Origin of the sequence: Clostridium sp. HCS.1, from assembly GCF_047900555.1 — a bacterium.
In the GTDB taxonomy this organism is placed as follows: domain Bacteria; phylum Bacillota; class Clostridia; order Clostridiales; family Clostridiaceae; genus Clostridium.
In genome coordinates this window covers 1,926,882-1,941,028 of record NZ_CP170704.1, presented here as the reverse complement: position 1 = coordinate 1,941,028, position 14,147 = coordinate 1,926,882, and the positions used below count along the sequence as shown (strand labels likewise).

The window sequence follows — 14,147 nt, the reverse complement described above, 5'->3', positions numbered from 1 at the left end:
TATTTTTATTCAATATTTCCTTTATAAAGATGCTTTTCTTTAATATTAATTTTGAAGTTCTTTTCGTGATTCTTTATTATTTTTTCTTCTCTATCATCAACTAATGAAAATACTTCTCCTGTTTCTCCTGCTCTTCCTACTCTTCCTGCTCTGTGTAGATAATCATTAGAATCTTCAGGAATATCCATATTAATAACATGTGTTACTCCCTTTATATCTAGGCCTCTTGCTGCTACATCTGAAGCAATTAATACTTGAATACTACCTTTTCTGAAGTCTTCTAGGGCTTTTTTCCTTTCTTCCATTTTATTATTACCACCAATAGCTGCTACCTTTATTTTGCTAGCTGTTAGATTTTCAATTGCTGTATTTGTAGTATAAGTATCATTATTAAATACTAAAATTCTTTCTGCCTTTATTGCATGTATAAGCTTTCTTAAAGTATCAATTTTTCTTCTGCTATCAGTTTTTATGTAGTTATGACTTATATTTTCATTAACCTTGTTATTTTTAACTGATATAATCTTTATATCATCTTTTAAAGACTTAGCTATATCTAAAGTCTTACTATTTAATGTTGCTGAAAACATCATAACTTGAGTTTGTTTTTGAGTAGCTTTTATTATGTTCTTTATAACTGGAAGATTATTTTTATCTAAAAGCTTATCTACTTCATCAATTATAATAGTTTTTATAGTATGTGCTGATACTTTCTTTTTACCTATTAATTCTAGTATTCTTCCAGCAGATCCAACTATAATATGTGGTTTTGCCTTTAAGCTATCTATTTGTCTTTTTATATTGGCACTACCTATTAATGATGTAGAAGTAATATCTAAATTAGCTGCTTTTTTCAATTCATTAATTGTATTATTTATTTGAATAGCTAGCTCATGTGTTGGAGCTAGTATTATGCATTGCATTTCCTTTTTAGATATATCTATTTTTTCTATTGCTGGTAAAAGATAAGCTAAAGTTTTACCAGTACCTGTTTCTGATTGACCAATTAAATTTTCTCCATTAAAAGCTACAGGAATAACTTCCTTTTGTATTTCAGTGGGTTCTTTTATTCCCATAGTGTTTAATCCATTAATAATATTTTCATTTATTTTAAGATTTTCAAAGTTCATTTATATATCTACCTCTTTCATTTCACTAATGCTTATTAAACTTTATCAGTAGTTTAAGGTAATGTCAAAACATATAGTAATATTTTCTCATTATAAATATAGTATCAACAAAATCTTTATTTTATTGACACCTTTCTAATTATTTACTTTTATTAGTGATAAACTTATGTTAGAATATTTAGAATATATAATAACTTTATTATAAACAATTATAAAAGTTATATATAAAAAATAATATTTTTATAATATAATTAGGGGGCAAAATAATTGAAAAACTTACTAAAGAAATGGAATGAACTAAGTATAGTTAAAAGAATAATACTGGGTTTAATCGTTGGTATTATACTATCTTTAACTATACCAGAAAAAGGGAAATTTATTATTATCTTTGGGTCTTTATTTGTAGGAGCATTAAAGTCTATAGCACCTATACTTGTATTTTTCTTAGTTATGTCAGCTATATCTCATCATAAAAGTGGGCATAAAAGTAATATGAAGTCTATTGTTATGCTTTATTTAATTGGAACATTTATGGGTGGTTTTATTGGAGTTTTAGTAAGCTTCATTTTCCCAGTAAATTTAACATTAGTGTCTGTGCCAGAAAGTATTGCACCTCCTGGAGGAATTGTAGAGGTTTTAAAAAACCTATTGCTTAATATTGTAGATAATCCAATAAAGGCACTATTTAACGCTAATTACATTGGAATATTATCTTGGGCTATAGTTCTTGGAATTGCTTTAAAAAATGCTAAAGAAGAAACTAAAGATATGATTGAAAATTTTTCAGATGCATTATCTAAAATGGTAGGATGGGTAATTGAATTTGCACCATTAGGTATTATGGGACTAGTATTTGATGCTATTGCAACTAATGGGATTCAAGCTTTCGTAAGCTATGGAAAATTACTTGCAGTTTTACTTGGATGTATGATCTTTGTAGCACTTATTGTAAATCCAATTATAGTATATTTTAATATCCGCCAAAATCCTTATCCTCTTGTTTTTAAATGTTTAAAAGAAAGTGGAATTACAGCCTTCTTTACACGTAGTTCAGCTGCAAATATTCCTGTGAATATGGCACTTTGTGAAAGATTAGGATTAGATAAAGATACATATTCTGTATCAATACCATTAGGTGCAACTGTTAATATGTCTGGAGCATCTGTTACAATATCTGTATTAACTTTAGCTGCAGCACATACTCTTGGTGTTCAAGTGGACATCCCTACAGCCCTTATATTAAGTTTATTAGCTACAATAGCTGCTAGTGGTGCCTCAGGAGTATCAGGTGGATCATTATTACTAATACCATTAGCTTGTAGTTTATTTGGAATACCAAATGATATCGCTATGCAAGTAGTTGGAGTTGGATTTATTATAGGAGTTTTACAAGATTCTTTCGAAACTACTCTTAACTCTTCAACTGACGTTCTCTTTACTGCTACTGCTGAATTTGCAAAGAGACGTAAAAATGGAGAAGAAATAATTATACCTAAAGAAGTGGTTTAAGTTTTAAATTAAAAATATTATTACAAGTAATATAAAAAGTCATGTATAACAAATTAAGATTGTAATACATGACTTTTTTAATATATTATAATAATTAAAAATGCTCACCATTTTCATAGTAACTATTTTTATCTAAGGGATAAAATATAACATCTACATTTTTATAACCTACTGAATTAATATGTTTAGTAATTATTTTTGCAGCTATATCTTGAATAGCTTGTCCCCTATCAAACCATGAAACTTCAACTACAGCTTCTCCTTTTACAAAATCTCCATCCTTTACGTATATAGATCTCTCTACAGATAAACTAAAATAATCTCTTGGACATTTAATTAATTCCTCTAATTCATCTATTAGTTTCTTACTTACTATACAAACCTTTTCAATTTCTATAGCTTTAAACTTTAACATCGGCATTTTTAAGCCCTCCAATTTTTAAAATCATAATCTGATTATATCACTTTCATAATGTTTATATAATCAACATTTTATATTATTTTTTGCATAGAAAGTGGAAGTTCTAAATTATTAGCTTCTAAAAGAACTTTGTCAGTAAGAATTTCTCTTGTATCTCCATCTTTTATAATTTCTCCCTTTGCCATAAGAATAGTTCTATTACAAGTATCTAAAATCATGTCTAAATCATGAGAGGCGATAATCTTTAAATGCTGAAATTCATTTAATATATTAATTAAGTTTCTTCTATTTTTAGGATCTAAAGCAATTGATGGCTCATCCATTAGAATAATATCTGGTGTCATAGAAAATATTGTGGCTATGGATGCAAGCTTTTTTTCTCCTCCAGAGAGTTTATGTATTTTTTTATCCTTAAGATTATTTATATGAACCAATTTTAATGCATTTTCTACTCGAATTTTAACTTCATCTTCTGAAAGTCCATAATTACGTGGTGCAAAGGCAATATCTTCATATACATTAGACATAAATAGTTGATTATCTGAATCTTGAAATACAAATCCTATCCTTTCTCTAATTATACTTAAGGTATTCTTTTCTACTGGAATATTTTCTACTCTAATACTACCTTGAAAATTTAAATTAAGTCCTACTAATAATTTTAATAAAGTTGACTTTCCAACTCCATTTGCTCCAATTATACCTATAGAATCATTTTCTTTTGCTGTAAATGTAATATTCTTAAGTATTGGTTCCTCTTTTTCATAAGCAAAGGATAGATTTTCTACATCTATATGAATATGGCTCATATCTTCCTCCTAAATAAATATATTTCCTACTATTTGTAATATGGGCAAGAATCTCATAGTAATAAATAAAAATAACCATATAATAAAATAAATATAATCTTTTTTATTATATTTAATATTGTAAGAATAATAAAAGTTACCAGAATATCCACGTAAAGACATACTTTCATATATATTTTCAGCTTTATCAATACTTCTAAGCAAAAGTTGCCCTAAAAGAGAACCCCAGGCCTTATAATTAATTCCTTTTTGATTAGGAGCTCTAAGACTATAAGCTTCTATAATCTTACTTGCCTCCTTAATTAATACTGTTACATATCTATAGATAAATAAAACTTCTGTTATAAATATCTTTGGTAGATGCATTTTATCCATTGAATAACAGATTTTATCAATAGTTGTGGTAGCTATTAATAAATATGATACTAGTATAGTTAAGATTCCTTTTATTATAAGAGTAATCATTGAAATTACTCCAGTAGAAATTTTAATATCATTTATAGTAAATAGTATTTTATTATCAAAAAATGGATTGAAGATTCCAATAAGTAATATAAATGGTAATACTATTTTTAACTTTTTAAAGGTATCTTTAAAAGGTATATCACAAATTATTAAAAGGAATATTGGATAAATACTCATTCCAATAACTCCACCTATATTATATTTATCTATAGATACTACTAAAAAAATATAAGTAATTGTTAAAATGAATTTAATTAATGGGTGAATATTATTTATGAAGGAGTCCCTACTTGATAAATCTTCTATACTTTGTATTTCATAAAGGGCTTTATTTAATTTATTCATTTATAACTTTTTTTCTAAAAAATTTAAATATATAACATCCACCTATACAAACAGCAGCCACTACTAATCCTCCAATAATTCCTGATAAAGAGGTTCCTATAACTAAATCTGAATCTTTAAAATTATAATCAGGTAATACTGAAGTGGTTTCCTGTATTTTTTCGAAGCCTTCATATATCTCTCCTGATACTTCTATTTCAGTAGAATTTGTAATCTTCTTAATAGACCACTCTAATCCATCTGGATATTCAGAGGCAAACAGTGAAAGTCCACCAGCTATTAAAATTGTAAGTAATGAAAATATTATTATTACTTTTCTAAAAGAAAATCTTCTTTTGTTTTCATTTAAATCTTCCCTAATTCCATATAATAATTCAGGTCTTACTTCATATATAAAACATAATACAGCTGAAGTAATAAGTCCTTCTATAATTCCAATGGCTAAGTGTATAGGTTGCATAACTGAAATAAAAGTTAAAAATGGTAAGGCACTAATTCCTGATGCGAAGGTTTCAATTCCAACAGAAAAAGCTCCTATTTGTAAGGTAATAATAGAGCCAAATATAGATGCTATAATAATTTTACCTTTGGTAGCCTTTCTTTTCATAATAGGCTTCCATATTAATAAAGCTCCTATAAAACATCCATAAAAGGCTATATTCCATATATTACAGCCTAAGGCAAGTATTCCTCCATCAGCAAATATTATAGCTTGTATAGCTAAAACTCCAATCATTGTAAGGAAGCCTGCAAAGGGTCCTAATATTGCAGATAATAAAATACCTCCACAAAGATGGCCAGAGGAACCTGTCCCTGGAACTGTAAAATTTATCATTTGAGCTGCAAATACAAAGGCTCCCATAACCCCCATTACAGGAATTTTTTTTGGATCATTTTCTTCCCTTACCTTTTTTATTGAATACCCTGTTACTGTTGCAGTAGCTCCATACATTATTCCAGCTACAGTTGCACTAACAAGTGCATCAGCCATATGCATAAAAAAACCTCCCCTTTTTAAATTAAGAATGTAGAATGAAAAATGTAAAATTAAGTAATAAACTCCTTATGGAGTTTATTAAATAATATTTTAGTAATTTGGAACAAATTACTAAAATAATTCTACATTTTTCATTATTAATTCACATTTTATTAGATTTATTTGTATATTAAATAACCTTCTGATAGTTCTTTAACTTCTTTGTATTTCTTTAAGTCAGTGTAAAGTTCACCTTTATATGGGTGACGATTTGTTTTTCTAACTTTATAAATCATATATATAGCTACAGCTATATTTGAAAGAAGTGCTAATAAGCTAAATATAAATAAATAACTTTCGTTATAGGTAGATGAAACAGCAAATTTACCTTTGTCGATAAAAGCTGGGAAGGTTTGTGCAAACATACACCATAATGCTAGAGTTTGTGCACGATGTTGAAGCCATGCACCTTTTCCTATTGTAAAGGCACATACTGTAGGCGCTAATAATAGTGCAAAACCACAATACCATGAATGTCCTGGTAAAGCATTATAGGTATAGGCAAAATTCCATAAATCATAAGCTATTATCCAAAACCAGAGCATGTCAGGCCAAAGCATATCCATACTTCCATCTTTCTTAGTCTTCTTACGAATACATATACCTACCCATCCTGTAATTGTAATAATATTTAAAATTCCTGCAATTGCATTCATATAGTTCCAAGGTCCACCTAATACATACATACTTCCATCTTCAAGGATTCCTCCTCCAGCATATTGAAGTCCTATTTGAATATCACGTGTAACTGCTTCTAAAATATTAATTGCAAGAATTAGAGGAGGAAAGCATAAAGCTAATTTATTATCTGCTAATCTCCACTCTCTTCCTGTCTTTTTATTTTTTCCATGTAAATGTCTTATACACCAAAATCCAATACATCCTGCTACTGCTGAATATACCTTAGCTAAATGAAACCAATCTGTATAAGTAGTGTCTTTTAATACTGTAAACCATAATACAGAAAGTGAAATTGGTAATACTACAAAGCATATAAAACCACCTAATTTAGAACGTCTTGAGAATTCATTTAATATAAATAGAATTAAAAATACAGCAATCCAAACCATCCATACTGAAAAAAACGAAGATCCTCCTTCATAGTTAAAAGTAAACATAATTTTTCCCCCTACTAAATATTTAATTTTTAATAACAAACTATTTCCTTAATATACAACTCTTTTCCACTTAGTATTTCACAGTTATTACTTTTGCAATTAGGGCATGTTCCTTTATTTAAGATTATATTAAAGACTTTATTACAATCTTTACATAAAGCATTAGCTGGAAGTACTTCAATTTCTAATTCTGATCCCTCTAATATAGTACCTTCAATTGAAGCAGGATATAAATTTTTCATATATTTAGGAATCATTGAAGAGAGTTCTCCAATTTGTAAAACTAAAGTATCTATTTTTTGAACATTATTAGCTTTTGCAAATTTTTCTACACTCTTAACAACTTCAAATAAAACTCCTATTTCATGCATATAAACTCTCCTCTATTTACATTTATCAAAATAATATTAATTTGCCTTAAATATATTAATTGCTTTTTTAATAGCAATCTTTCCCTTACGTTTAATAACTTGCTTAATTACCACTGGCTTTAAATCTTCAAAGGCTACTCCTTCTCCATTGTATTTTCTAACAAGTGATATGGCATCAAACTTACATTTTGTTACACAGGCTCCACAGCCAACGCATAAGAATTCATCTACTGTAGTGGCACCACAACTAAGACAACGTTCTGTTTCTCTCTTCATTTGCTCTTCTGTAAGTGTACCACGTAAATCTTTAAAGGATTCTTTTGCTTCTTTTCCATCACCATGACTTGGGTTTTGTCTTGGAATATTATCATAACCCTTAAGATCAAGATTTTCTTTATCTAGTGATCGATATTCTTTTCTATCTCTTCCTATAATTAAACTTTGTCCTGGATGTACATAACGATGTATTGAAATTGCTCCTTCTTTACCTGCTGCAATAGCATCAATAGCAAATTTTGGTCCTGTAAAAGAGTCTCCACCTGCAAATACATCTGGTTCTCCTGTTTGATAAGTGAACTGGTCTGCCTTAATTGTATTATTAGGATTAATTTCTATATTGCTATCTTCTATTAAACTTCCTAAATCAATTGATTGTCCTACAGAAAGTAGTACTGTATCTGCTTTTACAAATAATATATCCTTTTCATCATAGGTTGGATTAAATCTTTTATTTTCATCAAATACTGATATACATTTTTTAAATTCTATACCAGTAACTTTTCCATCCTTTGTAACAATACGTTTTGGTCCCCAAGAATTATTTATATTAATTCCTTCTGATAGGGTTTCTTCAATTTCTTCATTAAGTGCTGGCATTTCATTTCTTGATTCAAGACAGAATATATTTACCTTTTCTCCCCCTACTCTTTCAGCAGTTCTAGCTACATCTATGGCAACATTACCACCACCAATAACTACTACATTTCCCTTTAGTTTTATATCTTCCCCTAAGTTAACTCTACGTAGGAAATCTACTCCTGTAAGTACACCTTCAGCATTTTCTCCTTCTACTCCTATTTTTCTTCCAGCCTGAGCACCAATTGCAATATAGAAGGCTTCATATCCGTCTTCTCTTAATTCTTTTAAAGTGATGTCTTTTCCCACTTCAATACCAGTTTTAAATTCTACACCTAATTCCTTTAATACATTAATTTCTGCATTAACTACATCTTTTTCTAATCTAAAGGATGGTATTCCAAGAGTTAACATTCCACCTAGAATTTTTTGTTTTTCAAATACTGTTACCTTATAGCCTTCTATAGCTAAGAAAAATGCACAGGAAAGCCCTGAAGGACCTGCACCTACTACAGCTATTTTCTTATTATATTCATGTTTAATTTTAGGTATATAACAGTTTTCTTTATTCAAATCCTGATCTGCAATAAACTTCTTAATTTCATCTATTGCTATTGGATCATCAATATCCCCTCTTGTACATTCTGATTCACATTTTCTTGGACATATACGTCCACATACTGCTGGAAATGGATTTTCATGTTTTATTAATTCAAGAGCTTCTTTATATCTTCCTTGAGAAGCTAGCTTTATATATCCTTGAATAGCAATATGGGCTGGGCACTCTGTTTTACAGGGACTTGTTCCAGAATCTACAACATTTTTTCTATTAATTCTGTAATTTGGATTCCATCTATCTGGCCCCCATTCTGTATCTCTTGGAGTCTCCATATTTTCTTTTGGTAGTGGTTTTACTGAACATAATTTTTGTCCTAATTTTAATGCATTAACTGGACAATTTACAACACACTCTCCACAGGCAACACATTTTTCTTTATCAACTTGTGAAACATAATTTGAACGTACCATATCAACATTTTTAAACATTGATGCAGATCTTAATGCAAGGCAAGAGCAACCGCAACAATTACATATTGCATGAGTTTTTCCTGAACCATCAAGATTTGGTATTTGATGCATTAACCCATTTTCTTCTGCTCTTTTAATTATTTCAAAGGCTTCTTCTCTAGTAATTTGTCTTCCTCTTCCAGTACGAATATAGTATTCTGCTGCATGTCCCATTTGAATACACATGTCTTCTGCTAAATGGCCGCAGCCTTCTCCCATTACTTTTCTTGCTGTACGACAGGAACAATCAGAAACTGTGAAAATATCGTTTTCATTAAGGTACTTAGAAACTTATTCGTAAGAAGCTCTTCTAGTTTCTCCATCAATGGCTTTTTCTATAGGTATAACACGCATTAATCCTACACCTACTGGAAATGCTCCTGTACTCTTTGGTCCTCTTACTCTTCCATAGGCTTCAAAAGCTTCCGCAATTTGAGGATATTTATTAACGTTTTCTTTGTTGTTAACCATCATTTCCATAATTCCTGGAACCCAAGTGTCATACCAATAGGTATCAACTCCATTAATAGTATTTACAAAACATACACCTGCCACTGCTAAATCCCATAGTAGCTTTGCAGTTTCATCTATAGATTTATCGCATAAAGGAGCAAGTTCTTCTGCGGTATATTTTGTTCTTATTTTCATACATAAGGCTACCTCTGCCATTTCTTCTGTAACAACAGGCTCTAAAATTAAATATTCTGGATCCTCTGCCTTTATTTCATTTTTTGAACCAGTTTTTTTCCTACTAATATGATTTGCAAGATCCAATACCTTTTCTTTTACCATTATTCTCCCCCTAATTTAATAATAAAATTAATTTTCATTCCATTCTTTAATTTCTTTCCTAAGCCATTCTGCAAACTCCTCAATACCTTCTCCTGTTCTTGCAGATATAGGAATGATTTTTATATTAGGATTTAATTTTTTTACACGCTTAATGCAGGTTTCCAAATTAAAGTCAAAATAATTAATAACATCAATTTTATTAATTAATAAAACATCGCAAATGGAAAACATTAATGGATATTTTAATGGCTTATCATCTCCTTCAGGAATACTTAAAATCATTGCATTTTTTGATGCTCCAGTATCAAATTCTGCTGGACATACCAAATTACCTACATTCTCTAAAATAGCAAAATCAATATCATTTGTTTCTAAAGCTTCTAAGCCTTGCTTTGTCATATCTGCATCAAGATGACACATTCCTCCTGTATGCAATTGAATAACTTTTGCTCCTGTTTTAGAAATAGTATGAGCATCAACATCTGAGTCAATATCTGCTTCCATAACACCTATTTTCATTTCATTTTTTAAAGTATTAATTGTTCTTGTAAGAGTTGTTGTTTTCCCTGAACCTGGTGATGACATTAGATTTAGCAAAAATACTTTCTTTTTCTTAAGTTCTTCCCTAAGTAAGTTAGCTTCATGATCGTTGTTTTCAAAAACACTTTGTTTAATTTCGAGAATCTTAAAATTCTCCATTAATTTATCCCTCCTAATTATAAAGAATATATAATTTGAACTTTTTGTTGTATTATTAAAGGATTTTCTCTCTTAAATTACTTCTATGAAATACTCTTTATATAATATAAATATTGAAGACTCAAATCTGGTATGACCAGATTAATAATCTTGATAAAATTTTAACATGATTGTTGATTTAAAGTCAATATATTCCTATAATACTAATATATGTTTATAATAATATTTAAATTATTTACTTTTTATTTATTTTGGAATATTATTGAAGTAGATTATTAATTGGTATTTGGTTGAACCAGATTCAGCTTAGAGAGGTGTATTTTATGATAGAATTTTCAAAATTAAATTCTCCAACATTAAAAGATTTATTTATTAAAGAACTAGAAACTATGATTTTATCTGGAAAACTTCAGATTGGTGAAAAACTTCCTTCAGAAAGAGACCTTGCTAAGTCTATGCAAGTAAGTAGAGCTGTTGTTAATGCTGGAATTGTAGAATTATCTAGGAAAGGTTTTCTAAATATAAAACCAAGAGTTGGTGCTTTTGTAGCTGATTATCGTAGAAATGGAACTATGGAAACTTTAATTTCTATTATGAAATATAATGGTGGAAGGTTAAGAGATGCTGAAATACGTTCTATTCTTGAACTTCGTATAGCCTTAGATAGTTTAGCTGTAGAACTATGTATTCCAATAATTAAAAAAGAAGAAATTGAAACCTTAAAAGGGTATGTAAGTAAAATGAAAGAAACAGATTCTGTTGAAACTGCATCTAAGTTAGCATTTCAATTCCAACATGAATTGGCTTTTCTTTCAGGAAATACTCTTATACCTTTAATTTTCCACTCTTTTAAGGCTCCTATTTTATCTTTATGGGAACGCTTCTGTATATTATATGGTATAGATTCATTAATAAATAATACATCTATTTTATGTGATTACATAGAAAAAAGAGATACCAAAAAGGCTATAGAATGTTTAACTATAAATATTAATGATACTATAAGTGGTAAAAGGCAAATATATTATTAATTTAATGTCCTAAAGGAGTTCTTTCTAATAGATGGCGTTCTTGTATAAGATCTGCATACACCAATATGCAAAGATTTATGAATAATGGTATCATAGCAATCCATATTGCCTTTTCTTTCAATATATTACAAGCAGCTGCTAAAATAATAGCGCCCATAATAAAACTTGAAAGCATTAAGGTATGTGTTTTACCCTTTTTAAGTAAAGATTTATCTCCCTTTCTTAAATACTTTGCAATAGAAATTCCAATTTGTCTTAAATGATTTGTACAAAAAGTAGTTGACATTGGTATTCCTTGTGCTTGGCGGAAAGTATTATATTGCATAGAGCAAATAAAGTTTATAGCTACTTGTACCACCTTATCTGTTACTGTTAATGGAATAAATCCTATAATTAATAAAACTATTAATTCAAAGCCTATTAAATATGTATCCCAACGGAATAAGCCTATTTTCTTAATTGGATTAGGTAAAAGTTCTGACATAATTGCCCCCATAAGATAGGCTGTAATAGGAATAAGATAATAAAAACCTTCACTCCACTTTCCATTTCCTAATTCAATAGCCATTAATACGAAATTAGCAGTTTGTGCATTACAAAATACTCCTCCACGAAGAATCATAGTATATGCACCCATCATTCCTGAACTCATCATTAATAGTTCAAAAATAACTCTACTTTCACAAGCTAAATACTGATTTGCAATATCCCCATCTTGTTCTTTCATTTTAACACCTTCTTTTGTCCATTTGTTTATACTTCTATTATTAAATATAAAACAAAATATAAATTGCTACAACCCAGGGTTAAAAAAATTCACAATATACAGACAATTTCTTAGCTTATTTCTTCTTCTATTTTACCTTTTTTAGCTGTTTTAGCTGCTTTAACTGTTTTTTCTACTGTTTCTTTTTTATCTAAATTTAATATTGGTAAATTATATTTTTCTTTTATAGCATTTTCTACTTCAATAGCTATATCTTTATTTTCTTTTAGATAAATCTTTGAGTTTTCTCTACCTTGGCCTATTCTTATATCATTATAAGCAAACCATGATCCACTTTTATCTATTATTCCTTCATTTACAGCTATATCTATTAGATTTCCTTCCTTTGATATGCCTTCATTGTACATAATATCAAACTCTGCTATTTTAAATGGTGGAGCAACTTTATTTTTTGCTACTTTTATTCTAGCTCTACTACCTAATATATTGTCTCCAACTTTTATGGTATCTATTTTTCTAATATCTAATCTTACTGATGAATAAAATTTAAGAGCTCGTCCACCTGTTGTAGTTTCTGGATTACCAAACATAACTCCTATTTTTTCTCTTAACTGATTAATAAATATTACTACACATTTTGATTTATTAATTGACCCTGTAAGTTTTCTTAAAGCTTGAGACATTAATCTGGCCTGTAATCCCATATGAGAAGCTCCCATTTCTCCTTCTATTTCTGCTCTTGGAACTAAAGCTGCTACAGAGTCAACAACTAATACATCTATAGCATTTGATCTAACAAGAGCCTCTGTTATTTCTAGTGCTTGTTCACCATTATCTGGTTGGCTCACTATTAAGTCATCAATATTTACGCCTAAGTTTTTAGCGTAAGAAGGATCTAATGCATGTTCAGCATCTATAAAAGCTGCAGATCCCCCCATTTTTTGAGCTTCTGCAATTATATGCAATGCAATTGTAGTTTTACCTGAAGATTCAGGTCCATATATTTCTATTATTCTTCCTCTTGGAACTCCACCAATACCTAAAGCTATATCTAATGATAAACAGCCTGTTGATATTGTTTCAATATCCATTATGGAGTTGTTATCAAGTTTCATAATAGATCCTTTTCCAAATTGTCTTTCTATTTGCTTCATAGCTGTTTCAATTGCTAAAAGCTTATCTTTATCAATATTCAAAAATTATCACCTCTACTTCTTAAATTTTTGTATTACTTATATATCCATTTATTTGATCTTTTATTTCTTCTAAAGTAGTATTTAATATAAATGCTAATTCAGTAAATAAAATACTTTGTATACCTAGCAATATTTTTTTATCTTTCTCATGAAATTTTTTTCCATTGCTTTCTAATTCAATCTTTTTTTTCATTAATGTATTAGCTATTTTAGCAATTTCCGTTCTATTTCCTTCTTTTATAATTTCATTATATTTTGTACATCTCTCATTATCTATATCTATCCACTCATAGCCTTCAAAATTAAATGATTCAATAATATTTTCTGCCTCTTCTTTAGTTAAAAGTTCTTGCATAATTACCTTATCATTATCAACTGGAATACTTATTTTTAATTTTCCATCTTCCATAGGATGTAATGAATAATAACTTTTTTTAACATTAGAAATTGTTTTTTCACAAATATCATCAATTTTACAAATTCCATGTGCTGAATAGAGAATTAAATCTCCTTTATTAAACATTTTATTTTCCTCCAACTTCTATATTTTGTAATCTAATAAATAATTCATATAT

The 14,147-nt window shown here is 28.9% G+C and carries 13 protein-coding genes and 1 pseudogene; 2 read left to right on the top strand and 12 right to left on the bottom strand.

What is annotated here, in order from left to right:
• Nucleotides 1-5: 5 nt before the first annotated feature.
• The gene (locus ACFYH6_RS09280; protein ID WP_416178440.1) at nucleotides 6-1,130 is read right to left on the bottom strand and encodes a DEAD/DEAH box helicase; all 1,125 of its coding nucleotides are present in this window, start codon (nucleotides 1,128-1,130) and stop codon (nucleotides 6-8) included.
• A 267-nt stretch (nucleotides 1,131-1,397) separates the two neighbouring features.
• Here ACFYH6_RS09280 and sstT point away from each other — a divergent pair, with 267 nt between their 5' ends.
• Complete coding sequence (sstT, locus tag ACFYH6_RS09275; protein ID WP_416178439.1) at nucleotides 1,398-2,639, top strand: serine/threonine transporter SstT; 1,242 nt, start codon at nucleotides 1,398-1,400, stop codon at nucleotides 2,637-2,639.
• 94 nt (nucleotides 2,640-2,733) lie between these two features.
• Here the strand turns inward: sstT and ACFYH6_RS09270 are convergent, their stop codons facing one another.
• The 8 genes and pseudogenes from ACFYH6_RS09270 to hypB all read right to left on the bottom strand — a co-directional run bounded on the left by ACFYH6_RS09270 (nucleotide 2,734) and on the right by hypB (nucleotide 10,618).
• On the bottom strand, nucleotides 2,734-3,060 hold the full coding sequence (locus ACFYH6_RS09270; RefSeq protein ID WP_316344471.1) for a DUF1904 family protein: 327 nt from the start codon (nucleotides 3,058-3,060) through the stop codon (nucleotides 2,734-2,736).
• A 71-nt stretch (nucleotides 3,061-3,131) separates the two neighbouring features.
• Entirely contained in the window at nucleotides 3,132-3,869 is a 738-nt protein-coding gene (locus tag ACFYH6_RS09265) for an ABC transporter ATP-binding protein (RefSeq protein WP_316344470.1), read from the bottom strand.
• Between the two features lie 9 nt (nucleotides 3,870-3,878).
• Complete coding sequence (gene cbiQ, locus ACFYH6_RS09260; protein WP_316344469.1) at nucleotides 3,879-4,679, bottom strand: cobalt ECF transporter T component CbiQ; 801 nt, start codon at nucleotides 4,677-4,679, stop codon at nucleotides 3,879-3,881.
• Nucleotides 4,672-5,676, bottom strand: coding sequence for an energy-coupling factor ABC transporter permease (locus ACFYH6_RS09255; RefSeq protein ID WP_416178438.1), 1,005 nt, complete (start codon nucleotides 5,674-5,676; stop codon nucleotides 4,672-4,674). Before ACFYH6_RS09255 ends, cbiQ begins: the two co-directional genes overlap by 8 nt.
• Nucleotides 5,677-5,834: 158 nt before the next feature.
• Complete coding sequence (locus ACFYH6_RS09250) at nucleotides 5,835-6,833, bottom strand: DUF5692 family protein (RefSeq protein ID WP_416178437.1); 999 nt, start codon at nucleotides 6,831-6,833, stop codon at nucleotides 5,835-5,837.
• Between the two features lie 29 nt (nucleotides 6,834-6,862).
• Nucleotides 6,863-7,204 carry a hydrogenase maturation nickel metallochaperone HypA gene (locus ACFYH6_RS09245; RefSeq protein WP_316344465.1) on the bottom strand — a complete coding sequence of 114 codons (342 nt, stop codon included), beginning with the start codon at nucleotides 7,202-7,204 and terminating at the stop codon, nucleotides 6,863-6,865.
• Between the two features lie 36 nt (nucleotides 7,205-7,240).
• Nucleotides 7,241-9,919: pseudogene (locus ACFYH6_RS09240) on the bottom strand (FAD-dependent oxidoreductase).
• Nucleotides 9,920-9,946: 27 nt separating this feature from the next.
• The gene (gene hypB / locus ACFYH6_RS09235; RefSeq protein WP_316344463.1) at nucleotides 9,947-10,618 is read right to left on the bottom strand and encodes a hydrogenase nickel incorporation protein HypB; all 672 of its coding nucleotides are present in this window, start codon (nucleotides 10,616-10,618) and stop codon (nucleotides 9,947-9,949) included.
• Nucleotides 10,619-10,941: 323 nt separating this feature from the next.
• Between hypB and ACFYH6_RS09230 the strand changes: the two genes are divergently transcribed.
• On the top strand, nucleotides 10,942-11,649 hold the full coding sequence (locus ACFYH6_RS09230) for a FadR/GntR family transcriptional regulator (protein ID WP_369076191.1): 708 nt from the start codon (nucleotides 10,942-10,944) through the stop codon (nucleotides 11,647-11,649).
• Between the two features lies 1 nt (nucleotide 11,650).
• Here ACFYH6_RS09230 and ACFYH6_RS09225 read toward each other — a convergent pair whose 3' ends face one another.
• The 3 genes from ACFYH6_RS09225 to ACFYH6_RS09215 form a co-directional block, all read right to left on the bottom strand.
• Nucleotides 11,651-12,376: a YoaK family protein gene (locus ACFYH6_RS09225; RefSeq protein WP_316344462.1), complete on the bottom strand. Its 726-nt coding sequence runs from the start codon at nucleotides 12,374-12,376 to the stop codon at nucleotides 11,651-11,653.
• Nucleotides 12,377-12,486: 110 nt separating this feature from the next.
• A complete protein-coding gene (recA, locus tag ACFYH6_RS09220) occupies nucleotides 12,487-13,566 on the bottom strand; it encodes a recombinase RecA (protein WP_316344474.1) in 1,080 nt (359 codons plus the stop codon).
• A gap of 25 nt (nucleotides 13,567-13,591) precedes the next feature.
• A complete protein-coding gene (locus ACFYH6_RS09215; RefSeq protein ID WP_316344461.1) occupies nucleotides 13,592-14,095 on the bottom strand; it encodes a CarD family transcriptional regulator in 504 nt (167 codons plus the stop codon).
• Between the last annotated feature and the right edge of the window lie 52 nt (nucleotides 14,096-14,147).

Coding starts and splice junctions, on each gene's coding strand:
- ACFYH6_RS09280 (WP_416178440.1), bottom strand. CDS start 1,130: ATGAACTTTGAAAATCTTAAAATAAATGAAAATATTATTAATGGATTA.
- ACFYH6_RS09250 (WP_416178437.1), bottom strand. CDS start 6,833: ATGTTTACTTTTAACTATGAAGGAGGATCTTCGTTTTTTTCAGTATGG.
- ACFYH6_RS09270 (WP_316344471.1), bottom strand. CDS start 3,060: ATGCCGATGTTAAAGTTTAAAGCTATAGAAATTGAAAAGGTTTGTATA.
- ACFYH6_RS09265 (WP_316344470.1), bottom strand. CDS start 3,869: ATGAGCCATATTCATATAGATGTAGAAAATCTATCCTTTGCTTATGAA.
- cbiQ (WP_316344469.1), bottom strand. CDS start 4,679: ATGAATAAATTAAATAAAGCCCTTTATGAAATACAAAGTATAGAAGAT.
- hypB (WP_316344463.1), bottom strand. CDS start 10,618: ATGGAGAATTTTAAGATTCTCGAAATTAAACAAAGTGTTTTTGAAAAC.
- ACFYH6_RS09230 (WP_369076191.1), top strand. CDS start 10,942: ATGATAGAATTTTCAAAATTAAATTCTCCAACATTAAAAGATTTATTT.
- ACFYH6_RS09215 (WP_316344461.1), bottom strand. CDS start 14,095: ATGTTTAATAAAGGAGATTTAATTCTCTATTCAGCACATGGAATTTGT.
- ACFYH6_RS09225 (WP_316344462.1), bottom strand. CDS start 12,376: ATGAAAGAACAAGATGGGGATATTGCAAATCAGTATTTAGCTTGTGAA.
- ACFYH6_RS09245 (WP_316344465.1), bottom strand. CDS start 7,204: ATGCATGAAATAGGAGTTTTATTTGAAGTTGTTAAGAGTGTAGAAAAA.
- ACFYH6_RS09255 (WP_416178438.1), bottom strand. CDS start 5,676: ATGCATATGGCTGATGCACTTGTTAGTGCAACTGTAGCTGGAATAATG.